A 21997-nucleotide genomic window follows, 5' to 3' on the forward strand; every position below is an offset into this window, starting at 1 on the left:
CGGAGGCCCGCGGAGGATCGCCGGTTCAGGCCGTGACGGCGAACCGGGCGGGGGAGAGGCGGTGCGCGAGCGCGCGACCGTCGGTGAGGCGGACGAGCTCCTCCAGCACCGACTCGGCGAGGCGGCCGAGCTCGGTGCCGTAGGACCCGGCGATGTGCGGCGTGAGCAGGGCTCGCTCCGAGGTGTAGAGCGGGTGGGCGGGGTCGAGGATCCAGGGCGAGGTGACGTCGAGGATCGCGTAGAGCTCCCCGGCGAGGACGCGGCGGGTGAGCGCGGCCTGGTCGACGATCTCGCCACGCGCGGTGTTGATCAGGGTCGCGTCGGTGCGCATCCGGTCGATGCCGCGGGCGTCGACGAGGTTCCAGGTGGAGGGGAGGGACGGCGCATGGACCGAGACGACGTCGCTCGAGGCGAGCAGATCGTCCAGGTCGACGAGCTCGACGCCGAGCGCCGCGGCGCCCTCGCCGTCGAGGTAGGGGTCGTGGACGACGACCTCGAAGCGGTACGAGCGCAGCAGCCGGATGACGAGCCGGCCGATGGTGGAGGCGCCGATGATGCCGACCCGCTTGTCGAAGGCGCCGAGGCCGGGGAAGTCCCGCTCGACCTCGATCTCGCGCCGCTGCTCCCGGTAGCGGGTGGCCAGCGGCAGGACCCGCTTGGCGGCGAGGACGATCATCGCCACGGTGTACTCCGCGACGGGCACCGCGTTCGCCGCGGCCGCGGTGCTCACCTGCACCCCGCGGAGCAGGACCTCCTCGGCGAGGTAGGGCTTCACGGTTCCGGCCGAGTGCAGGACCGCCTCCAGATTCGGGATCGCGTCGAGGACGTCGGTGTCGAGCCGGGGGGAGCCCCAGCCGGTGATCAGGACGTCGACGTCGCCGAGGATCCGGCGCGACGACGCGGACGCGAACTCGCTGACGTGCCCGGCGACGTCGGCGACTGCGGCCACGGCGGCGAAGCGCTCGGCCGGGAAGATCCGGCCCAGGGCCGAGTCCGACATCGCGAACGCGACGCGCTTGCGGCCGCTCACTTGACGCTCCCGGCGCTCAGGCCCGCCCGCCAGAAGCGCTGCAGGAGGACGAACGCGAGCACCAGCGGCACGATCGAGAGGAAGGAGCCGGCGATCACGAGAGTCGAGAACTCGGGGTTCTGCTGCACCTGGCTCTGCCACAGGGCGATGCCGACGCTGGAGGGGAACAGGCTGCGGTCCTGCAGCATGATCAGCGGCAGCATGAAGTTGTTCCAGATGCCGACGAACTGGAAGAGCGCGATGGTGACGAAGCCCGGCAGCAGCATCGGGAGGCCGATCTGCAGGAAGCTCCTGACCGGTCCGGCGCCGTCGACGCGACCGGCCTCGAGGACCTCGCCCGGCAGGTAGCCGGCGCTGAAGACCCGGGCGAGGTAGACGCTGAAGGGGTTGCAGAAGGCGGGGATCAGCACGGCCCAGATCGTGTCCGTCGCGCCGATCGACGCGGCGAGGAGGTAGAGCGGGATCACGGTCGCCGTGTTGGGGATGAGGACGCCGACGAGCACGGCCGCGTAGAGCGGGCGGGAGCCGCGGAAGCGGAACTTGTCGAACGCGTAGCCGGCCATCAGGGCGACGAAGCCGCCCACCACGGCGCCCACGCCGGCGTAGAGGATGCTGTTGCCGAGCCAGCGGACGAAGATCCCGCCGTCCTGAGTGAGGACCCGGGTCATGTTGGCGAGGAACTCGCCGCCGACCGAGAGAGCGTCGCCGGAGTACAGGCCGGAGGCGTCCTTGGTGACGGCGAACACCAGCCAGAGCAGCGGGACGATCATGTAGGCGGCTCCGACGACGAGCAGCCCGTTGACGGTGAGCGACGCGGCGCGGGAGGGCCCGCGACGGCCGCGGCGGCGCGGGGCGGGAGGAGTCGGGGAGGCGGGGGCCGGGCGGTCGTGCACGGTGTCGATGACGGCGGTCACTGGCTGCGCTCCTTCGAGGTGAAGCGGGTCACGGCCCACGAGAGGACGCCGGCGAGTGCGGCGAGGACGATCGAGGCGGCGGCCGCCTCGGGCAGGTTGTTGCGGGTGAACGCGGCGTCGTAGGCCCACATGTTCGGCACCCAGGTGCTGGTGACCGCGGTGGTGGCCGAGGAGAGGATCCGCGGCTCGGTGAACAGCTGCAGAGAGCCGATCACCGTGAAGAGCAGGGCGACGCCGAGCGCGGGGGCGATCAGGGGGGCCTTGATCGAGAGCGCGGTGCGGATCCCGCCCGCCCCGTCGACCTTCGCGGCCTCGAGGACCTCGCCGGGAACCGCCTGCAGGGCTGTGAACAGGATGATCACGTTGTAGCCCGCCCACTCCCAGATCGCGATGTTGACCATCGAGGGCAGCACGAGGTGCACGGAGAGGAAGTCGATCCCGATCCCGCCGGAGGCGAGCGCCTTCACGATCGGGCTCACTCCCGGGGTGTAGAGGTAGGCCCAGATCAGGGCGGCGATGACCCCCGGGACGGCGTGCGGGAGGAACAGCAGGAGCTGGAAGGTGCGTCGGGCGAGGGTGACCCCGGCGTCGAGCAGCAGCGCGAGGGAGAGGGCGACCACGAGGAGCGCCGGGACGTACAGCACGCAGTACAGCGCGAGGCGGCCGAAGCCCTCGAGGAAGCTCTGGTCCGAGAGGACGGCGACGTAGTTGCCGATCCCGACGAACTCGGTGGTCGAGCCGCCGAAGCCGAGGCCGGAGCGGGACTGCGCGAACAGGCTCATCCCGATCGCGTAGACGACCGGGGCGATCATCGTGACGACGAAGAGGGCGAAGAAGGGCAGGAGGAAGATCGAGGCCGTCCGGCCCCCGGTGCCCGAGACGCCGCTCCGGCGCGGGCGGAGGGCCGACGGCCGGCGCAGGAGCGTCACGACCGGAACCCCCTCGAGGAGGCGCTCGCCCGAGCGGAGATCACTGGGAGACCTCGAGGCCGAGGCGCTCGAGTCCGTCGACCGTGGCCGTCTGCGTGCTCTGCAGCGCCTCGGAGAGCGAGGGCTCGGCGGTCACCGAGTCCTTCAGCGCGGTGCTGGTGAGGTCGTAGCTCGGCCCCCACGCCCACGGAGCGAGATCCGCCGAGGCCTCGTCGAACACCGCGTAGATGTCGTTCGCGTAGTAGTCGACCGGCGCGACGGACGCCGCGGCGTCGTTCAGCCCGGGATAGGCGAGATAGGCGGTGCCCACGGCGCCGCGCGCCTCCACCGCTGCGGTGGTCGTGGTCAGCCACTCGAGGAACACCGCGGCGGCGGGAGAGTCGTCGGTGCCCTCGGCGATCGCGAACCCCGTCCCGCCGCTCAGTGCTCCGCTGGGCTCGTCCCCCCACGAGGGCGGTGCGGCGGCGATCCACTTCCCCGCCTGGCCGGCGCCCTCGGTGCGGGTCTTCAGGCCGGACGCGCTCCACGAGCCGCCGATCCAGCCGTTCACCGTCCCGTCACCGAGATCGGCCGTCCACTCGTCGCTGAACCCGAGCTGCTTCTTCACGAGGTCCTCGTCGATGAGGCGCTGCCAGAAGCCGGCGACCTTCTCGGAGACCGCGTCGTCGATCGCGACGTTCCAGTGGTCGTCCTCGGCGGTGAACCACTCCGCGCCCGCCTGCCAGGCGAGCGGAGCGAGCGGAGGCTCGTTGGTGAAGTAGCTGGCGAGGTAGGCGTCGGGGTTCCAGGCCTTCACCGCGCGGGCCGCGTCCTCGAACTCCGCCCAGGTCGCCGGGACTCCTACTCCGGCCGCGTCCAGGACGTCCTGCCGATACCACATGGTCAGCGGCGGTGCGTCGTAGGGGAGGGCGTAGGAGTCGTCGCCGAACGTCACGAGGTTCTCGACCTGGTCGTCGTAGGCGGTGCGGACGTCCTCGCCGATCACGTCGTCCAGGGGCAGGACCTGGCCGGCCGCGACGAAGCTCGGCAGGCGGTCGTACTCGATGCCGACGACGTCCGGGCCGGTGCCGGAGGTGATCGCGGCGGCGAGCTTGGTGTAGCCGCCGTTCGCGCCGTTCGGGATCTCCTCGAACGCGACCGTGATGTCGTCCTGGGTCGCGTTGAAGGCGTCGACGACGTCGGCCATCCCGCTGAGGGACGACCAGAAGGTGATGTCGCCGGCGGGCGGCCCCTGCGGGGTGTCGGCGGCGCTCGAGCCCCCGGACGAGCAACCGGCGAGGGCGATCGTCGTCGCCAGGGCGGCGGCGGCGAGGGGGAGGCGGCGGGTGCGCATGGTGTGCTCCTTCGGACAACAGCGGTCGGTGTGGATCGATCATCGATCCCCGGCCGCGACGCGACAAGGAGCGCAGCGTCAAACGCACATCAACGCACAGAAGCCGCGTCGCGGACCGTCGACTCCCGGACGACGAGGGCCGGCAGCAGGATCATCCGCACCACCGTGCGCGCGCGCTGGTCGCCGAGGCGCAGGCGGTCGACGCAGAGGCGCAGCGCGGTGTGGCCGAGCTCGTGCTTCGGAGGAGCGACCGCGGTCAGGGGGACCGCGGCCAGCGCGGAGATCTCGTCGTCGTAGGCGATGACGCCGAAGTCCTGCGGCACCCGCAGTCCGCGCTCCAGGACGAGGTCCGTGAAGGCCATCGAGTCGGCGTCGCCGAGCACGATCGCCGCGGTGACGCCGGCGTCGAGGCAGTCGTCGAGGAACGCGGTGAGCTCGGGGATCGAGACGCTCTGGCCGACCGGCGGATGCGAGAGCTCGCGCAGGAGGCGGTCGCCCTTCCTGCCGCCGCCCGTGGAGCGCATCGCGCGCTCGTAGCCGACGGTCAGCCCCGCGGCGGTCGCGACGGGCCGCGCCGCGAGAGCGATGCGGTGGTGCCCCTGCTCGAGGAGGTGCCGGACCGCGATCTCGGTGCCGTAGCTGTGATCGGAGCGGACGCACTCCAGGCGCGCGGCGATCGACTCCTCGATGGAGCGCTCGATGATCACGACCGGGAGGCCCGCGCTCTCGAGCAGATCGAGGAGCTCCGATCCTTCGCGCAGCGCGTCCCGTGGAGTGATCAGGAGAGCGTCGACGCCGCGATCGATGAGCCGCCGTGCCTGGCGCAGCTCCTCCGCCTCGGAGTAGCTGGTCGCCCCGACGACGAGGCGGCAGTTGAGCTCCCGCGCCGCCTGGCCGGCGCCCCGGATCACCTCGGGGAAGTAGTAGGTGCTCGTCGGCACGATCATCCCGATCGTCGCGACCGGTCGCTCCGCCGCGCGGACGGCCGTCGGATCGGTCCGGTTCTGCTGTTGCGCCGCCACCGCCGGCGACACTGCTCCGCCGTGCACCCGCACGAGCAGCCCGTCGGCCTCGAGCGCTCCGAGGTCGCGCCGCACCGTCATCTGCGACGTCCGGAACCGGAGGGCGAGCGCGGCGCTGGAGACCGATCCCCGGAGCTCCAGCTCGCGGAGGACGGCGTCTCGGCGTGCGGCGGCGACCATGGGCGACCTCCTGTGTGCGGTATCGGACGAACGCACACATGCAAACACAGACGCACGCCGTCCCGCACCCCCGTCTAGGCTCCCGAGCGTGTCGCGATTCCTCTCCGCCCTCGTCCTCTCCGGTGCCGGCCGCTACGCGGATCCTTGGCATCCCTTCGCCGAGACGACCGAGTGCATCGGCGGGATCCTGCGCGAGTCGGGCTTCACGGTCACCGTCGCGCCGGACGTCGACGACGCGCTGGAGCGGTTCGAGGACGCTCCGGACCTCGTCGTGGTGAACATCGGGCTGCCCCGGGACGGGTCCCCGTCGCCCGCCGCGACGGCGCGGGCCGGCTTCCGGCGCCTGCTCACGTCAGGTGCCCCCGTGCTCGCTGTGCACGCCTCCTCGACGAGCCTCGTCGACGCGCCGGAGTGGGAGCTGGCCCTCGGCGGACGGTGGGAGCGGGGCGTATCGTTCCACCCCGATCAGGGCGAGAGCCGTGTCCGTCTGCTCGGGCATCCCCTCACGACGGGGATGGGGGACTTCGTGCTGCACGACGAGAGGTACGCCCGCCTCCGCACAGCGGAGGACATCGAGGTCGTGGCCGTCCACGAGCACGACGGCCTCGCGCACCCCCTGATCTGGCTGCGCGCGGCCTCCGAGGATCGCGGACGCGCGGCCTACGACGCCCTGGGTCACGACGTCCGCTCCTTCGAGTCGCCCGAGCATCGCGAGATCCTCCGCCGCCTCATCGCCTGGCTGGCGGACCGGGCCGAGGACCCCCGGGGAGCGACACGCCTTCCCGTCGCTCGGTGAGGACGAAGACCACGAGCAGGACGGCGCCGGCCAGGATGACGACGATGTTGCCGAGCTGGGCGACGGATCCGAGGGGCCCGGCCGCCGGGTGGGTGGCCTGCATGAAGATGCTGGGGTCGGTGCTCGCGTGCAGCAGGATCGGCGCGAGGATCGTGCGGGTCACGCGGAGCGCGAGGTACATGCAGAAGCCGAAGAAGAAGGTGTAGAGGATCTGCAGCGCCGTCGCTACGAGCGCCTGGCCGAGGAAGAAGTTGGACGCGTGCAGGACGGCGAACAGCGCGGCCGACACGAGGCCGACGGCGATCTCGGATCGGCCGGAGGAGCGCATGATGCGAACGACGTAGCCGCGGGTCAGCACCTCCTCGGCGAAGCCGATGACCAGCCCGGCGAGGAGCCACGCGGCCACCCAGTCGAATCCCGCGGCGCCGTAGTCGATGCTCGCGAAGCGCAGCACGTTGAACAGCAGCACGACGACGACCGCGATCCACATCCAGCCGCGCCCGCGGATCTCCTGCCGGGAGAAGGTACTCCGCAGCCATCGCGTGCTCGCGCCGAAGCCGACCAGGAGGAGGCCGCCGATCAGGATCGGGGCGACGATGAGCACGACGACGTAGCTGCCCGAGTTCTCGTCGCCGATGAGGGGGACCAGGGGCAGCAGGAGCAGGGAGGCCGCCTGGTAGAGCGCGAGGTATCCGACGGTGAGCAGCAGTGCCTTCCACCAGCGGCCCTGATCCCAGAAGCGCACCCAGCGTGATCGAGCAGAAGCGTCGTCCATCGTTCCATCCCCCTAGAAAGCGTGCCCAGTAGACCACAGTACGAGCGCCGGGAAGGCCGCCTCCCATGCTGCCGAAGCAGCGTCCGTGTGAGCATGGTCGAGCGGACGTCCGTTGAGGGGTCGGCACGTGTCCACGCAGATGGGCCGTCGAGGCCTGATCACCCCGCGACGAGGCACCGTCGTCGTACCGTCTCGTCATGGGTTCATCGGTACGGCGTCGCGTTCGATGGTGGTGGCTCGCGGTCGCATTCGGTGCCTTGGTAGCGGTGGTCCTTCTCGCTGGGGATCGTTCGGGTAGCTGCGCGGAGTGGGTGAACTCGCCGCGCGTGTGCACCAGCGTCGGACGACGACCTCCTCCCCGCCTGGCAGACCGTCGTCGAGGTCGCCGGCTCCGGCATCGCTGAGAACCTCGCACTCGTCGGAGGGCTCATGGTCGCGGACCACCTGCCCTCGCGCGCAGCGGTCCTCCTCGCCTGCATCTCCGACGCCTCGGAGCTCGACTACGAAGGGATGAGTCAGAACGATCGTCGTCGCCTCCGCGCCGTCCTCGAGCTCGTCCGACCCTTTGGGCGAGTCGTCGATCGACTTCCCGAACGCGGTTCCTCAGCGAACGCGGTCTGCGCATCCGGTCGATCTCCGATTGCGCCGGTCCGTCGACGGCGACCGGGCCGAAAGGGGAGTGTCGGTGGGATCGGCTCACGCTCAGCGGATTCGAACACGTGGTCGACGCCGCGCCCCTGGATGATCGTCCGGCGCTGTACAGGAGGGCGTTGTCACGCTTGCTACGTGAGGCCGACCATCGACGCCGTCACGAAGCGCCACGGCCGCTCCGCGGTCGGCCTCGGGCTCGCGGGGATCCGCAAGGGGCCGGTGTGGACGATGAAGCGCGGCGCGCTCTCGCTGCGCGCGACGACGCACTGGGGGGAACTGGCGACGGCGCACGCCCGGTGACCAGCCGCTCGACCGTCCTCACGGGCCGTGCTCGCCGTCCGAGAGAACGGTTCAGGGCAGGTGGTCGCCGTCCGTCCCGGCGTCGCCGAGGTCTGCGGTGGACACGGTGGCGGAGGAGAGTGTCACGCGGTGACACTCCAGCTCGCGGTGGCGGTCGGGAGCAGCGGCCGGATGGGGTGCGGGGGGATCACCGCGAGAGCTGTGTGAGTCGACAGGACCAGCGCGTGGCTGATGCGCTCTCCGGCTCGGCGGAGAGCGGGGGCGTCCGTGCCGAGGACGAGGAGGCCGGCGTCGCTCGCTGACGCGAGGAGGCTCTGCACGGTGCCTCCGTGCGTGAAGCGCAGCTCCACTCGGAGGTGGGGGAACCGTTCGCGGGCCGGAGCGAGAGCGTCGAGGGTCCTGAGGCGCCGGTTCTCGGGGATGAAGTCGGTCCGGGTCGCGGGGTTGTCGGCCGAGTCCTCGTCGATGCGCGGGAGCTGCCAGCTGCGGACCACCAGAAGGGTCTCCGAGCAGCGATCGGCCTCTGCGGCGGCGAAGTCGAGCGCGGCGAGTGACGCCGAGGATCCGTTGACGCCGACCGCGACGTGGGCGGCGCCGTGTTTCGCGTCGATGGGAACGATGACGGCTGCGATCGCGCCGCGCTGCGTGAGCCTCATCCCGAGGGAATGCTCGAATCGCCGGGGGTGCTCGTTGCGGGTGTCGGTTCCGAGGACGAGGAGGGTCCCGTCGAGGAGGCATCGGCGTTCGAGCTGTTCGACGAGGTCGCCGTGCAGCAGCTCCGCGGTGAAGCGGATGCCCGTGCGGTCCTGCTGCAGCGTTGCGGCGAGGTCGTCGAGTGCGGCTCTCGAGATCGGCCGCTCGTCGTCGGGGGCCGCGACGTGGCAGAGGACGACGTGGCGGTCGAGAAGGTACTCGCGGGCGACGGCCCAGTCGAGGGCGGTGAGGGCGGCGGTCGTGCCGGCCCAGGCGACGAGGGTGGTCACAGCGGTCTCCTTCATGGTCGGCGACGCAGTGAGTGTCGGCGAACGGGCATTCTCGGACGACGAGCGCGCACGGGGTGACTCTCCGAGGGGGGCGGCGCAAGCCGTTGTCTCCACACTGCGCGCGCACTGGGCACGGGAGTAGGGCCGTTGGTCCTCGATCGTCGTCTCGTCCGTGGCGAGGATGACCCGAGTGCTCAGACGATGAACGCCGGCTGACGGCACTGCGCGGGCCGCTGCCGTCGTCGGCTCGGATTCGACCCGTGGAAGACTGGGTGCTTCGATGCGACGGATCCGGAGCGGACCGTCGACGATCCAGGAGGCGCAGTGCTGCCCACCCCTCTCCCCACTCCCGACCTGTACCTGCCCGCGCCGGGCGAGCCCGCGCTGCGCCGGGGGATCGTCGGCCCCGGCCGGAACGCCGGGACGTTCGCGCACGCCCTGCACGCTCACCCGGTGCAGCTCGGAGCGGTCGGCGCCGTCCGTGACGAGGTCGCCGCGTGAGCGCGGACGGCGCCGCCGCGCGCCTCGCCGAGCTGGAGGAGCAGGACCGGGAGCTGGTCTTCGACCGCTTCGACAGCGCCACCGCCTACCGGCTGGGCACGCGCCTCGCCGCTCTCGCCATCGAGCGCGGGCTGCGGGTCGGCATCGACATCCAGCGCCCCGGCCTGACGCTCTTCCGGGCGATGCTGCCCGGCACCACCCCGGACCAGGAGGTCTGGATCCAGCGCAAGGCCGCCCTCGTCCTGCGGATGGAGGCCTCGGGCGCGCTCGTCGAGGCGCGCTTCGCCGGCTTCGACCCGGCGAGCATCGGCTGGCTCGACCACCGCTACGCCGTCACCGCCGGCGCGGTCCCGATCCGGGTGCGCGGCGTCGGTGTCGTCGCCGTCGCCACCGCCTCGGGGCTCTCCTCGGAGGAGGACCACGACCTGATCGTCGAGGGCCTGCGCGCGCAGATCGCCGAGGAGCAGGTCGCCTTGAAGCAGAACGCCGAGGAGCAATCGTGATCGAGAGCCCCCCGCTGCCGCAGCTGCTGCCCGGCCAGCGTTCCCGCATCCGGATCTGGGACCGCGCCACCGGCACGACCCGCACGGTCGCCGAGTCGACCGAGCTGCAGTTCGAGGCGCCGAACTGGACCCGCGACGACCGCCTCCTCGTCAACGCGCAGGGCCGGCTCTGGCTCCTGCCGGCCGACGGCTCCGCGGCGCCGGTGGCGATCGACGCCCCGGGGCTGCCGCCGGTCAACAACGACCACGTTCTCGCTCCCGCCGGCGACGTCGTCTTCGCCTCCGCGAACGACTGGCACGTCTGGTCGGTGCCGCTCGCGGGCGGCCGGCCCACGCGGCTCACCGAGGAGGACGGCGCGCTGCACTTCCTGCACGGAGTCCGCCCCGACGGTGAGCGGCTCGCCTACGTGCGCCTCGAGCCCGAGGGCGAGAACTGGTGGGCGTCCGCGAAGATCCACACGATGGCGAGCACCGGCGGCGACGACCGGGCGGTGACCGACCACCCCGGCCCCGCCGACGGCAGCGAGTGGACGCCGGACGGGGAGTGGATCCTCTTCAACACGGAGCAGTTCAGCACCGAGCCCGGCCACGCTCAGCTCGCCCGCATCCGCGAGGACGGCACCGGCCTCGAGCAGCTCACCTTCGACGAGCGGGTGAACTGGTTCCCGCACATCGACCCGACCGGCGAGGTCGTCGCATACCTCAGCTTCCCGCCCGGCACGACCGGCCACCCCGGGAACCTGCCCGTGCAGCTGCGCCTCGTGACAGTCGGCGCCTGGACCGAGCCCACCACCATCGTGGAGCTCTTCGGCGGACAGGGCACCATCAACGTGCCCAGCTGGACCCCCGACGGCTCCGCGTTCGCCTTCGTCGACTACCCCCTCGAGACGAGCGGAGCTCCCTCGTGAGTCAGCACGACGCGCCGATCGCGGATCCAGCCGAGACGGCCCGCCCGCAGGCGTCGGGGGAGGGCGGGATCGGCGCCGCGCTGCAGCACACCGTCGCGTTCTCGCTCGTCCACGTCGCGGGCTCGCCCGAGGAGGAGCTCTTCCTCGTCGACGCCCGCCGGATCCTCGCCGCGATCCCCGGCGTGCAGGACTTCACCGTCGCCAGGCAGGTCAGCCCGAAGAGCGACCTGACCTGGCACTTCTCGATGGTCTTCGCCGACCGCGCGGCCTACGCCGCGTACAACGAGCACCCCGACCACGTCGCGTTCGTCCGGGACCGCTGGGCGACCGAGGTCGTCGACTTCCAGGAACTCGACGTCGTCCGCTGGGAGCCGACCGCTCGCTGAGCGCCCGCAGCCCCGACCGCGCCGCCGGACCACTTCTGCGACCCTCTCTTCCGGTACTGAAGGGGCCCACTCGAATGCCCAGTGGGGCATCGAGTCGTCAGCCGCCGTCCTGCTCCTGGGCCGCGGCAGTGCTCTTCTGCCGACGGGCCGTGGCGCGCAGCGACGCGAGCAGTGCGAGCGCGTCGTGCGAGCGGGTGCCGGGCTCGGCGGAGTAGGCGATGAGGGTGAGGCCGTCGTCGCCCGGGAGCTGCATCGCCTCGAAGGAGAGCTCGAGGTCGCCGACGTCGCGGTGGTGGAACTGCTTGGTGCCGGTGCGGTGGAAGTGGACGCGGTGCGAGGCCCACATCGTGCGGAAGTCGCTGCTGCGGGTGGAGAGCTCGCCGATGAGGTTCGACAGTTCGGTGCTGTGCGGGTCGCGGCCGGCCTCCTGGCGCAGGATCGCGACGACGTCCTCGGCCATGCCGCGCCAGTCGGCGAGCTCGTCGATCGAGGCGGGGTCGAGGAAGAGGTAGCGGGCGAAGTTCTGCGGCTTCACATCCGGGTCCTCGTCGCGGTGATAGAGCGCGCGGGCCAGGTCGTTCATCCCGAGGACGTCCAGCCGGCCGTTCTGCACGAAGGCGGGGATCGTCGTCATGCCGTCGAGCAGCTGCTGGACGCTCGCGCGCAGCTTCGGCGCGCTGCGGCGCCGGCCCAGGCGCGGGCCGACCGTCGCGGCTCGGGCGAGGTCGAAGAGGTGGGCGCGTTCGGCGTCGTCCAGGCGCAGGGCGCGGGCGAGGGAGTCGAGGACGCTCTCGGAGGCGCCGGCGAGATTGCCGCGCTCGAAGCGGTTGTAGTAGTCGACGCTGATCCCGGCGAGCAGTGCGACCTCCTCGCGGCGCAGTCCCGGCACGCGGCGGGTGCCGCCGCCGGGGGAGAGGCCGACCATCTCGGGAGTGATGCTCGCGCGGCGGGAGCGGAGGAAGTCGTGCACATCGTCGTTCGTCACGACTTCGACGGTAGGCGCGACCGCGCCGTCGTGACAGGTACGGGCGTTACCGGTAAGAGCCGTCACTGCCTGGCTCCGCGCGCCGGCGCTTCACTCGAGGTGCGGACGACAGGAGTCCACCCACGACAGGAAGAAGAAGCACCATGACTCAGGAGATCGCCGTCATCATCGGCTCCGGCAGCATCGGCGTCGCCATCGGGCGTCGCGTCGGCGTCGGCCGTCACGTGATCCTCGCCGACTTCAACGAGCAGACCATGGCCGGCGTCGCGGAGACCCTGCGCGGCGAGGGCTACGACCTCTCCACGCACCGCATCGACATCTCGGACAAGGACTCGGTCGCGCAGCTCGCCGACGACGCCGCCGCCCTGGGAGACGCGACGCGGGTCGTCGTCGCCGCCGGCGTCTCGCCGGTGCAGGCCAGCACCGAGCGCGTGCTGCACGTCGACCTGCTCGGCACCGCGTACGTCCTCGAGGAGTTCGGCCGCGTCATCGCGCCGGGCGGCTCGGGCCTGGTCATCGCGAGCATGGCCGGGCACATGGGCGACGGCTACTCGAAGGAGATCGAGCACGCCCTCGCCTACACCCCCACCGCGGAGCTGCTCGAGCTCGACTTCCTCGCCCCCGAGAAGGTCGGGAACTCCGGCGCGGCGTACACGCTCGCCAAGCGCGCGAACGCGTTGCGCGTGCAGGGCTCGGCCGTCACCTGGGGTGACCGCGGCGCCCGCGTGAACTGCATGAGCCCCGGCATCATCTCCACCCCGCTCGCCCAGGACGAGATGTCCGGCCCCAACGCCGCAGGCTACGCCGCGATGATCAGCACGTCCGCGGCGGGCCGGATGGGCACGCCCACCGACGTCGCCGACGTGGCCGCGCTCATCATGGGACCGCAGGGAGCCTTCATCACCGGCTCCGACCTGCTGATCGACGGCGGCGTCATCGCCGCGATGCGCGCCGGCCGCCTGGGCTGAGCGCACCGGACGGTGGCGCCGGCAACAGCTCGGCGCCACCGTCCCCACTACCGCCGACGAGACTGCCGAAGAAGAGGAGCTCACCATGACCTGGACTCACGACGAGCTCGAGCGCATCGGCCTCGCGAGCGAGCTGCGCATCGCCGGACGTCGGAAGGACGGCACCCTGCGCCGCCTCGTGATCATCTGGGCGGTCCGTGTCGGCGACGCGATCTATGTCCGTTCCGTCTACGGAGCCGACGGCGGCTGGTTCCGCGGCGTCCAGTCGACGTGGACGGGCCGGGTCGAGGCGGGCGGCGTCGCGAAGGACGTCGACTTCACGATCGACCACGACCACGACCACGACGCCGAGATCGACCGCGCCTACCGCGCGAAGTACGGCAACGGCGGCCCGGTGCAGGCCATCACCAGCGACCTCGCCACCGAGACCACCCTCCGCATCACCCCCTCGGCCTGCGCCGTGTCGAGGCCCATTGGCGTACTCGTGCGAAGCCACGGCCCCGCCTGACGCTCACTCCGATGCGGGGCATGGCGGGTTCATCGGGAGTGCATAGCGTCGTCGCGGATCCTGATCTCCCGGCGGGAGACCCCCGCGGTGGGTGACGCTCAGGGAAGGTCGATGCGATGAGCACGGTGCAGCGAACAGTCCGGCCGGTTCCCGCCACGGCGGAGGGCTCGGGGGCGGACGTCTCTTCGGGTGAGCGCCGCCGCGGGGCCCTCCGACGGCGTATGCGCTCGGCCGATGCGCTGGTGACCGCGTGCGTCGTCTCGGTCGCCGTCGCGATCGCGCTGTTCCTCGCCTCCGGTGGTCTCGAGGCCGTGATCGACCTCGCGACCGCGGTGTCGGCGGCGGGGATCGTCGCCGGGCTGGTCGGGACCGATCTGCTCCTGCTGATGCTGGTGCTCGCCGCGCGCATCCCGTGGATCGATCGCACCTTCGGTCAGGACGTCGCGATGGCACTGCACCGGCGGCTCGGCAAGCCCGCGCTGCTGCTGATCCTCGGTCACGGCGTGCTGCTCACGGTCGGCTACGCGATGACGGACGGCCTCGACCTCGTGCAGGAGAGCCTCGCCCTCTACTCCGGCAGCGACATGCTGCTCGCCCTGCTCGCGACCGCGCTGCTGCTGCTCGTCGTGGTCACCTCGCTCGTCGCGGTGCGCCGCCGGTTCGCCTACGAGGCGTGGCACGCGATCCACCTCCTCAGCTACGCGGCCGTGCTCGTCGCGGTGCCGCATCAGCTCTCCGCCGGTCAGGTCCTCGCCGAGGGGTCCGCGCAGCGCACCTACTGGATCGCCCTCTACGTCGCGGCGTTCGGCTCCGTCGCCTGGTTCCGGTTCGCGGTGCCCGTCGTGCGCACCCTCCGCCACCGCATCCGGGTCGAGGCGGTCGAGACGATCGCACCCGGGGTGTTCTCGCTGCACCTGACCGGGCGACGGATGCGCGCCCTCGGCGCGGTCGGCGGCCAGTACGCGATCTGGCGGTTCTGGAGCGCCGGCACCTGGTGGCACGCCCACCCCGTGTCCTTCTCCGCGGTCCCGACCGACCTCACCGCCCGGATCACCGTCCGCGTGCTGGGCGCGGGCACCGCCCGTCTCGCTCGACTGCGACCGGGCACGGCCGTGTCGATCGAGGGGCCGTACGGGATCTTCGCCGACACTGCGCGCACCGCTCCACTCCTCGCCGTCGTCGCCGCGGGCATCGGCATCACCCCCGCGCGCGCACTCCTCGAGCACAGTGCCCTGCAGCCGGGCGAGGCGACCGTCCTCCTGCGCGGGGCCGACGACAGCCAGGACCACCTCTGGGACGAGACGGGCGAGCTCGTGCGCCGCGGGGGCGGAACGCTCTACTGGATGCGGGGGCATCGCCCGTCCGGCATCGACACCTGGCTGTCCGCCGAGGCGCTTTCGCGTGGCGTCACGCTGACCTCGGTGTTCCCGCGGCTGCTCGACTCCGACCTCTACGTCTGCGGACCGGACGCCTGGAGCGAGCTCGTCCTCCGCGACGCCCGCAGCGCGGGCCTCCCCGAGCACCGGATCCACGTCGAGAGGTTCAGCTGGTGAGGACACGCGCCGCTCTCGCGAGCATCGTCGCGTCCACGGCCGTCCTCCTCGTGGGCTGGGACCTCGGCGCCGCGGGGAGCACTCCCGCCGGGCCGGCGCCGGAGGCCGCAGCGCCCGCTGTCGCGACTCCGACTCCGATTCCGACCTCCTCGTCCGGCTCGAGCGCCTCGGGCACGTTCGAGGTCCCGACGCCGAGCTTCGCCCCGTCGGCGACCCCGGCGCCCGCCGACATCGGCGGAACCGACAGCACCGGCGGAACCGACAGCGCCGGCGGAACGGACGGCACCTACACAGGAACCGCTGTCTCGACCCGCTACGGCGACGTGCAGGTCGCGATCACCGTCGCCGGCGGCGCGATCGCCGACGTCACCGCGCTGCAGCTGACGGACAAGGAGAACCGCTCGGTCTCGATCTCGAACCGGGCCGCGCCGATCCTGCGCAGTGAGGTCCTCGCCGCTCAGAGCGCCGACGTCGCCTCGGTCAGCGGCGCGACCTACACCAGCGACGCCTACCTCGACTCGCTGCAGTCCGCGATCGATCAGGCCGGCCTGTGATCTCGACCTTCCCCACGATGGGCACGGTCGCGAGCCTCCGGGCCGAGGCCGATGCGCCGCTGGCGGCGATACAAGCGGTCTTCCGGTCCGCGGACGAGCGGTTCAGCCTGTACCGGCCGGAGTCGGAGGCGAGCAGGATCGCCGACGGCCGGCTCCGCCTCGCCGATGCGAGCGCGGAGATGCGCGACGCCTACGCCGAGGCTCTCGAGTGGCGCACCGCCACCGACGGCGCCTTCACCCCGCACCGCCCGGACGGCGTGCTCGACCTCGCCGGCACGGTCAAGGCCCGTGCGATCGCGGCGGCCGGGAGGCTGCTGGAGCGCGGCGACGGCTCGCCGTGGCTCCTGACCGTCGGGGGCGACGTCCTCGGATCCCGCGCCGCCGCCGTTGACGCCGCCTCCGCCGCCCACGCCGACCCCGTCCGGATCGGGATCGTCGATCCCGATGACCGCCGGTCACTGCTGTGCGCCGTCCCGCTGACCGGCGATCGGCGCGCCGTCGCGACGTCGGGGACCGCCGAGCGCGGGGAGCACGTCTGGCGGCGCCCGCACGACCCGGACGGAGTCCGCTTCCGCCAGGTCACCGTCCTCGCGGCCGACATCCTCACCGCGGACGTCCTCGCCACCGCGGTCCTCGCCGGCGGCGAGCCGACCCTCGACCGCGTCCTCGCCCGCTGGGACGTCGACGTCCTCGCCTGCGGCACCGGGGGAGACCTCCTGGTCTCCGACCGGCTCCGCGCGGCGATCAGCGCGCACCCGACGACCCGGGTGAGTGCGGAGGCGGCGCCGGCCGACGGGGTGAGGGTGAGGGAGGTGGTGAGCTCCTGGTAGTGCTCGGTCGTCGTGGTGTCGCCGGCCAGCCGGAAACGGCTCCGTCAGGACCGGGCGAGCGCCGTCCGGGCGGCGGTCCACTCCGATCCGGTCGAACTTTCTTCGCGGCGGGTGTCGATCCGGGATCGCGCCGTTCGACCTCGGGGTGAGAAGGTCGCACGACGCTCCTTCCATCACTGAGAGACGGGAATCCCCTGATGCCGAAGTACATGCTGATCTGGCGCGCGACCGACGAGTCGCTGGCCGCGATGATGAACACCGATTTCAGCCAGATGCTGGAGTCGATGGGCCGCTTCAACGACGAGCTGATCCGGACCGGCGTGCTGCTGGCGGCGGAGGGGCTGGACGACCCGAGCCAGGGGGTCGTCGTCGACTTCAGCGGCGAGACCCCGGTCGTCACGGACGGGCCCTACGGGGAGACGAAGGAGCTGTTCAACGGCTACTACGTCCTCGACGTCGCCTCGATCCAGGAGGCGGTCGAGTGGGCCAAGCGCGCGCCGATGACCGGCGGCGGCAAGGCGGAGATCCGCCGGATCCCCTCGATCGACGAGTTCCCGCAGGACAACGAGTACGTGCAGCGGGAGCGCGCCTGGCGTGAGCAGACCGGCCAGCTCTGACGCGAGGGCGGCCGTCGAGACGGTCTGGCGGATGGAGTCCGCCCGTATCGTCGGCGCCCTCGCCCGCTACACCGGCGACGTCGATCTCGCCGAGGATCTCGCCCAGGAGGCGGTCGCGGAAGCGCTCGTCTCCTGGGCGGTCGGCGGCGTGCCGGCGGAGCCGGTGGGCTGGCTGCTGACCACGGGCCGGCGCCGCGCGATCGACGCGTTCCGCCGGCGCGGGGCGCGCGACGCGCGGTACGCGCTGCTCGCCCGCGACCTCGACGAGGCGGGACCGGGTCCGGATGCGCTCTTCGACCCCGACGCCATCGAGGACGACGTGCTCGCGCTGATGTTCACGGCCTGCCATCCGCTGCTGGCGAAGGAGGCCCGGATCGCGCTGACGCTGCGGCTGGTCGGCGGGCTCACGACGACCGAGATCGCGCAGGCGTTCCTCGTTCCGGTGGCGACGATCCAGGCCCGGATCACGAGGGCGAAGAAGACCCTCTCCGCCGCCCGGATCCCGTTCGCCGTCCCCGACGCGGAGGAGCGCCCCGCCCGCCTGGGCTCGGTGCTGCAGGTGGTCTACCTGATCTTCACGGAGGGCTCGTCCGCCACCGCCGGGGACGACTGGATGCGCACCGACCTCGCCGACGAGGCCAGGCGCCTCGCGCGGGGACTGGTCGCCCTCGCACCCGAGCCCGAGGTGCTCGCGCTCCTCGCCCTGCTCGAGCTCACCGCCGCCCGGTTCCCCGCCCGGCTCGGGGCGGACGGGCGCGCGATCCTGCTCGAGGACCAGGACCGTCGGCTCTGGGACCGCAGCGCGATCCGGCGCGGGCGCGCCGCTCTCGCGCAGGCCGTCTCGCCGCGCGGCCTCGGTGCCTTCGGTCTCCAGGCGTCGATCGCGGAGTGCCACGCGGTCGCCCCGTCGGTCGCGGAGACCGACTGGCGGAGGATCGTGCTGCTCTACGAGGCGCTCGGTCGGCTGACGCCCTCGCCGATCATCGAGCTCAACCGGGCGGTCGCCGTCGCGATGTCGACCGGACCCCAGGACGCGCTCGCCCTCGTCGACGACCTCGAGGCGGGCGGCGGGCTCGCCGGCAGTCACCTCCTCCCCGCGGTCCGCGGAGAGCTGCTCGCCCGGCTCGGCCGCGCCGCCGACGCGCGCGCCGAGTGGACTCGGGCGCTCTCGCTGTGCACCAACGCGGCGGAGTGCGCCGTCCTCGAGGAGAAGATCGCCCGCTGAGTCACCGCCCGGGTCGCTGCCCGCCTTCGAGGCGACGGCCGTCAGGTCACAGTGCCGAGCCGGCGAGCTCCGCGCGGACGATCGCCGCACCGGCGGTCAGCGCGCTCAGCTTCCCGAGCGCGACCCCGCGAGGGAGGGGAGCCAGGCCGCAGTTCGAGCTCGGCAGGAGGTCCGCCGCGTCGACGAACTGCAGTGCCTTGCGGAGGGTGTCGGCGACCTCCTCCGGGGTCTCGACGGTCTCGCTCGCGACGTCGATCGCGCCGAGCATGACCTTCTTGCCGCGGAGGAGCTCGATGAGCTCCATCGGGACGCGGGAGTGGTGGCACTCCAGGGACACGATGTCGATCGTGGAGCGCTGGAGGAGCGGGAACGACGTCTCGTACTGGCGCCACTCCGGCCCGAGGGTCTGCTTCCAGTCGGTGTTGGCCTTGATCCCGTAGCCGTAGCAGATGTGCACGGCCGTCTGGGCGCGCAGCCCCTCCGCCGCCCGCTCCAGGACCGCGACCCCCCAGTCCCGGACGTCGTCGTGGAAGACGTTGAAGGCCGGCTCGTCGAACTGGATGATGTCCACCCCGGCGGCCTCGAGCTCCCGCGCCTCCTGATTGAGGATCGCCGCGAACTCCCAGGCCAGCTCCTCCCGGCTGCCGTAGTAGCGGTCGGCGAGGGTGTCGATCATGGTCATCGGACCGGGGAGGGCCCACTTGATCGGCTGCGACGTGTGCCGGCGGAGGAACGTCGCGTCGTCGACGAACACGGGTCGCTCGCGGCTCACGGCGCCGACGACGGTCGGCACGCTCGCGTCGTAGCGGTCCCGGATCCGCACCGTCTCGCGGTTCACGTGGTCCACTCCGGCGAGGTGCTCGATGAAGGTCGTGACGAAGTGCTGCCGGGTCTGCTCGCCGTCGCTGATGATGTCGATGCCGCGGCGGTGCTGCTCGTGGGCGGCGATGCGCAGGGCGTCCTGCTTGCCCTCGACCAGCTCGTCGCCCGCGAGCTTCCAGGGCGACCACAGGGTCTCCGGCTCGGCGAGCCAGGAGGGCTTGGGCAGGCTGCCGGCGATGGAGGTGGCTAGGAGAGTGTTCACGGGTGGCGATCCTTCTCTGATCAGCGGGCGGGGGTCCGGTGCTTCGACGCCCAGGCGTCCAGCAGCTCCCGGTGCGGCTCGATGAAGTGCTCCGCCGTGTACGCGCCCTGCTCGACGGCGAGTCGATCGCGCTCGGCGCGGTCGTAGTCGATCTGCGTCCGCGAGTAGTCCTGCTGCTGGAGGCTCGGCCGGAAGACGTCCGCCGCCGCGGAGTTCGTGTTGTAGATCTCCGGGCGGTAGATCTTCTGGAACGTCTCCATCGTGCTGATCGTGCCGGCCAGCTGGAGGTTCGAGTGGTCGTTGAGGAGGTCGCCGCGGAAGTAGTACGCGAGCGGCGCGACGGAGCCGGGTGCCAGGAAGTACCGGACCTGCAGCCCCATCCGGCCGAAGTACTCGTCGGTCAACGACCGCTCGTCCTGCCGGTACTCGACGCCGAGGATCGGGTGGTGGTTCGAGGTCCGGTGGTAGGTCCTGCTCGTCGACACGCTGATGCAGATGACGGGCGGCGCCGAGAAGCGCTCCCGGTATGCGTCGGAGTCGAGGAAGCTCTGGAACAGGGCGCCGTGCAGATCGCCGAAGTCCTCGGGAACGGTGAACTCCGTCGCCCCCTTGTTCGCGGCCGGCAGCCGCACGCTGAAGTCGAAGTCGCGGACGTAGGACGAGAAGTTGTTGCCGACGATCCCGTGGTGGCGCACGCCGGTCAGCCTGTCGGCGATCCGGACGTCGAGGACCTCGAGAAGCGGGAAGTCGCGGACCGCCTCCTCGGCGGGGAACCGCACCTCGACGGAGACGATCTCGAGCTCGACGGCGTAGCGGTCCCGGCCGGGATTGTCCCAGTGGGCGATGTCGTTGAACCGGCGGTCGATCATCGTCAGGGCGTTGCGGAGGTTCTGCCGGCGGTGCTCACCGCGGGCGAGGTTGGCGAAGTTCGTGGTGGCCCGCGAGCTGGACGACGGCGTGTAGTGCTCGTCGAAGCAGGTCGTGGTGATCCTGAAGGTGACGTCGTTCGCCATGAGCGCTCAATCCGATGATCAGCAGACCGTATCGGCCCGGTGGAAGCGTGCGGGACCAGAGTGCCCGTCACCGGGAGGCATCGAGGAATCCGGCGCGACTATGCCGAGGTATAGTCCCGACCTATGGCACGACGAACGGGCGGGATCTCGCTCCAGCAGCTGCACTACTTCGTCGAGGTCGCCTCCGAGGGGTCGATCTCCGCGGCCGCCGACCTGCTCTACGTCGCCCAGCCGACCATGTCCGCGGCGATGAAGGACCTCGAGACCCGGGTGGGACGCGCCCTCCTCGTCCGCGTCGCGCGCGGGGTCACCCTCACCACCGAAGGGACCGAGTTCCTCGGCTACGCGAGGCAGGTCATCGAGCAGGTGGCGCTCCTCGAGCAGCGCTACCTGGGGCGTCCGCCGTCGCGCCGCCTGCTCGGGGTGTCCACGCAGCACTACTCGTTCGCCGTGGACGCCTTCGTGCGGATGGTCAGGGGCACGGAGGGGGAGAAGTACGAGTTCTCGCTGCGCGAGACCCGCACCCGGGACATCATCGAGGACGTCCGCACGCTCCGCAGCGAGCTGGGGATCCTGTACCGGAACGACTTCAACCGGGACGTCATCGACAAGATCCTCCGGGACGCGGGGCTCGCCTTCCATCCCCTCTTCCTCGCCCTGCCGCACATCTTCGTCTCGCGGAGGAATCCGCTGGCCGCGCGCGAGCGGGTGACCCTCGCCGATCTCGCCGATCTGCCGCGCCTCACCTTCGACCAGGGGGCGGACAACTCCTTCTACTTCGCCGAGGAGATCCTCTCCACGCTGTCGAGCGACCGGGAGATCCGGGTGTCCGACCGGGCGACGATCTTCAACCTCATGATCGGCCTCGACGGCTACACCATCTCGACCGGGATCATCAGCGACGACCTCGACCCGGCCATCGTCGCCGTCCCGCTCGACGTCGACGAGCGCATCGAGATCGGCTGGATCGGGCACTCCGCCATCCCCCTCACCGAGCAGGCCCGGCGCTACCTGACCGAGGTCCGGGCCGTCGTGACCGAGGGCGGCCTCGACCTGCTGGGGTGAGCGGCTCGGAGCCGGCGGCCCCGCCCGGGGGCCGCGACGTTCGGCCCGGCCGCGGCGATGCCCGCCCCTGCTGGTCGCCGCCGCCGCGGAGGTGCCCCGCCCCTGCTGGTCGAGTAGCCCCGCAGGGGCGTATCGAGACCCGCCATCATCAGCAGGGCGGGTCTTCAGACTCGCGTTCTGACGGTGGTGGATCTCGATACGCCCGCTGCGCGGGCTACTCGATCAGCATGCTCTTCCCCCTACGGACTAGCTGATCTTTCGTAGGAGCGTCGAAGCCGCTTCACGTCTCGGTGCTGAGGGAAAGGGCGCGGCTGCGCCGCGTCATGCTGGTCGAGTAGCCCCGCAGGGGCGTATCGAGACCCACCACCGTATGGCCTCTTCCCC

The 21997-nt window shown here is 71.7% G+C and carries 24 protein-coding genes; 14 read left to right on the forward strand and 10 right to left on the reverse strand.

The annotated features are described in order from the left end of the window. Nucleotides 1–25: 25 nt before the first annotated feature. The 5 genes from HQQ86_RS18765 to HQQ86_RS18785 all read right to left on the reverse strand — a co-directional run bounded on the left by HQQ86_RS18765 (nucleotide 26) and on the right by HQQ86_RS18785 (nucleotide 5408). Nucleotides 26–1030 carry a hydroxyacid dehydrogenase gene (locus HQQ86_RS18765; protein WP_367948727.1) on the reverse strand — a complete coding sequence of 335 codons (1005 nt, stop codon included), beginning with the start codon at nucleotides 1028–1030 and terminating at the stop codon, nucleotides 26–28. Continuing rightward, a complete protein-coding gene (locus HQQ86_RS18770) occupies nucleotides 1027–1944 on the reverse strand; it encodes a carbohydrate ABC transporter permease (RefSeq protein ID WP_367948728.1) in 918 nt (305 codons plus the stop codon). Before HQQ86_RS18770 ends, HQQ86_RS18765 begins: the two co-directional genes overlap by 4 nt. Then, nucleotides 1941–2873 carry a carbohydrate ABC transporter permease gene (locus HQQ86_RS18775; RefSeq protein WP_367948729.1) on the reverse strand — a complete coding sequence of 311 codons (933 nt, stop codon included), beginning with the start codon at nucleotides 2871–2873 and terminating at the stop codon, nucleotides 1941–1943. The genes HQQ86_RS18770 and HQQ86_RS18775 overlap by 4 nt, the downstream gene beginning before the upstream one ends. Before the next feature lie 40 nt (nucleotides 2874–2913). Then, the gene (locus HQQ86_RS18780) at nucleotides 2914–4206 is read right to left on the reverse strand and encodes an ABC transporter substrate-binding protein (RefSeq protein ID WP_173289914.1); all 1293 of its coding nucleotides are present in this window, start codon (nucleotides 4204–4206) and stop codon (nucleotides 2914–2916) included. 89 nt (nucleotides 4207–4295) lie between these two features. After that, nucleotides 4296–5408 carry a substrate-binding domain-containing protein gene (locus HQQ86_RS18785; protein ID WP_173289916.1) on the reverse strand — a complete coding sequence of 371 codons (1113 nt, stop codon included), beginning with the start codon at nucleotides 5406–5408 and terminating at the stop codon, nucleotides 4296–4298. 88 nt (nucleotides 5409–5496) lie between these two features. On the opposite strand from HQQ86_RS18785, the gene HQQ86_RS18790 reads away from it, so the two are divergent. Further along, nucleotides 5497–6204, forward strand: coding sequence for a ThuA domain-containing protein (locus tag HQQ86_RS18790; protein WP_367948730.1), 708 nt, complete (start codon nucleotides 5497–5499; stop codon nucleotides 6202–6204). Here the strand turns inward: HQQ86_RS18790 and HQQ86_RS18795 are convergent. After that, nucleotides 6137–6979, reverse strand: a complete 843-nt coding sequence (locus tag HQQ86_RS18795; RefSeq protein ID WP_173289920.1) for a CPBP family intramembrane glutamic endopeptidase — start codon at nucleotides 6977–6979, stop codon at nucleotides 6137–6139. The genes HQQ86_RS18790 and HQQ86_RS18795 overlap by 68 nt on opposite strands. 786 nt (nucleotides 6980–7765) lie before the next feature. On the opposite strand from HQQ86_RS18795, the gene HQQ86_RS18800 reads away from it, so the two are divergent. Beyond that, entirely contained in the window at nucleotides 7766–7930 is a 165-nt protein-coding gene (locus tag HQQ86_RS18800) for a DUF4113 domain-containing protein (RefSeq protein ID WP_367948731.1), read from the forward strand. Between the two features lie 122 nt (nucleotides 7931–8052). Here the strand turns inward: HQQ86_RS18800 and HQQ86_RS22185 are convergent, their stop codons facing one another. Beyond that, nucleotides 8053–8913 carry a universal stress protein gene (locus HQQ86_RS22185; RefSeq protein ID WP_173289922.1) on the reverse strand — a complete coding sequence of 287 codons (861 nt, stop codon included), beginning with the start codon at nucleotides 8911–8913 and terminating at the stop codon, nucleotides 8053–8055. A gap of 324 nt (nucleotides 8914–9237) precedes the next feature. Here HQQ86_RS22185 and HQQ86_RS18810 point away from each other — a divergent pair, with 324 nt between their 5' ends. The 4 genes from HQQ86_RS18810 to HQQ86_RS18825 are packed head-to-tail and all read left to right on the forward strand — an operon-like array spanning nucleotide 9238 to nucleotide 11211. Then, a complete protein-coding gene (locus HQQ86_RS18810; RefSeq protein WP_173289924.1) occupies nucleotides 9238–9414 on the forward strand; it encodes a hypothetical protein in 177 nt (58 codons plus the stop codon). After that, nucleotides 9411–9917, forward strand: a complete 507-nt coding sequence (locus tag HQQ86_RS18815) for a heme-binding protein (RefSeq protein ID WP_173289926.1) — start codon at nucleotides 9411–9413, stop codon at nucleotides 9915–9917. The genes HQQ86_RS18810 and HQQ86_RS18815 overlap by 4 nt, the downstream gene beginning before the upstream one ends. After that, nucleotides 9914–10825 (forward strand): hypothetical protein, encoded by a 912-nt coding sequence (locus tag HQQ86_RS18820; RefSeq protein ID WP_367948732.1) that lies wholly within the window; start codon nucleotides 9914–9916, stop codon nucleotides 10823–10825. The genes HQQ86_RS18815 and HQQ86_RS18820 overlap by 4 nt, the downstream gene beginning before the upstream one ends. Continuing rightward, nucleotides 10822–11211: a Dabb family protein gene (locus HQQ86_RS18825; protein WP_367948733.1), complete on the forward strand. Its 390-nt coding sequence runs from the start codon at nucleotides 10822–10824 to the stop codon at nucleotides 11209–11211. Before HQQ86_RS18820 ends, HQQ86_RS18825 begins: the two co-directional genes overlap by 4 nt. 97 nt (nucleotides 11212–11308) lie before the next feature. Here the strand turns inward: HQQ86_RS18825 and HQQ86_RS18830 are convergent, their stop codons facing one another. Further along, nucleotides 11309–12196, reverse strand: a complete 888-nt coding sequence (locus HQQ86_RS18830) for a helix-turn-helix transcriptional regulator (RefSeq protein ID WP_367948734.1) — start codon at nucleotides 12194–12196, stop codon at nucleotides 11309–11311. Between the two features lie 143 nt (nucleotides 12197–12339). Between HQQ86_RS18830 and HQQ86_RS18835 the strand changes: the two genes are divergently transcribed. The 7 genes from HQQ86_RS18835 (at nucleotide 12340) to HQQ86_RS18865 (ending at nucleotide 18451) form a co-directional block, all read left to right on the forward strand. Continuing rightward, nucleotides 12340–13164, forward strand: coding sequence for an SDR family oxidoreductase (locus HQQ86_RS18835; protein ID WP_173289928.1), 825 nt, complete (start codon nucleotides 12340–12342; stop codon nucleotides 13162–13164). Nucleotides 13165–13249: 85 nt separating this feature from the next. Continuing rightward, nucleotides 13250–13672 (forward strand): DUF2255 family protein, encoded by a 423-nt coding sequence (locus HQQ86_RS18840; protein ID WP_173289930.1) that lies wholly within the window; start codon nucleotides 13250–13252, stop codon nucleotides 13670–13672. 242 nt (nucleotides 13673–13914) lie between these two features. Next, complete coding sequence (locus HQQ86_RS18845; RefSeq protein WP_367948735.1) at nucleotides 13915–15225, forward strand: ferric reductase-like transmembrane domain-containing protein; 1311 nt, start codon at nucleotides 13915–13917, stop codon at nucleotides 15223–15225. Then, on the forward strand, nucleotides 15222–15779 hold the full coding sequence (locus HQQ86_RS18850; RefSeq protein WP_173289934.1) for an FMN-binding protein: 558 nt from the start codon (nucleotides 15222–15224) through the stop codon (nucleotides 15777–15779). The genes HQQ86_RS18845 and HQQ86_RS18850 overlap by 4 nt, the downstream gene beginning before the upstream one ends. Then, on the forward strand, nucleotides 15776–16609 hold the full coding sequence (locus HQQ86_RS18855; RefSeq protein ID WP_367948736.1) for an FAD:protein FMN transferase: 834 nt from the start codon (nucleotides 15776–15778) through the stop codon (nucleotides 16607–16609). The genes HQQ86_RS18850 and HQQ86_RS18855 overlap by 4 nt, the downstream gene beginning before the upstream one ends. 197 nt (nucleotides 16610–16806) lie before the next feature. Next, nucleotides 16807–17226, forward strand: coding sequence for a YciI family protein (locus tag HQQ86_RS18860; protein WP_173289935.1), 420 nt, complete (start codon nucleotides 16807–16809; stop codon nucleotides 17224–17226). Nucleotides 17227–17257: 31 nt separating this feature from the next. Next, on the forward strand, nucleotides 17258–18451 hold the full coding sequence (locus tag HQQ86_RS18865; protein WP_173289937.1) for an RNA polymerase sigma factor: 1194 nt from the start codon (nucleotides 17258–17260) through the stop codon (nucleotides 18449–18451). A gap of 46 nt (nucleotides 18452–18497) precedes the next feature. On the opposite strand, the gene HQQ86_RS18870 is transcribed toward HQQ86_RS18865, so the two are convergent. Both HQQ86_RS18870 and HQQ86_RS18875 read right to left on the reverse strand, forming a co-directional pair. Further along, the gene (locus HQQ86_RS18870) at nucleotides 18498–19535 is read right to left on the reverse strand and encodes a methionine synthase (protein ID WP_173289939.1); all 1038 of its coding nucleotides are present in this window, start codon (nucleotides 19533–19535) and stop codon (nucleotides 18498–18500) included. Between the two features lie 20 nt (nucleotides 19536–19555). Continuing rightward, nucleotides 19556–20548 (reverse strand): putative oxygenase MesX, encoded by a 993-nt coding sequence (locus HQQ86_RS18875; protein ID WP_173289941.1) that lies wholly within the window; start codon nucleotides 20546–20548, stop codon nucleotides 19556–19558. Between the two features lie 123 nt (nucleotides 20549–20671). Here HQQ86_RS18875 and HQQ86_RS18880 point away from each other — a divergent pair, with 123 nt between their 5' ends. After that, a complete protein-coding gene (locus HQQ86_RS18880) occupies nucleotides 20672–21613 on the forward strand; it encodes a LysR family transcriptional regulator (RefSeq protein ID WP_173289943.1) in 942 nt (313 codons plus the stop codon). The last annotated feature ends 384 nt before the right edge of the window (nucleotides 21614–21997 follow it).

It is taken from the genome of Rathayibacter sp. VKM Ac-2857 (assembly GCF_013205025.1).
Taxonomy (GTDB): Bacteria; Actinomycetota; Actinomycetes; order Actinomycetales; family Microbacteriaceae; genus Rathayibacter.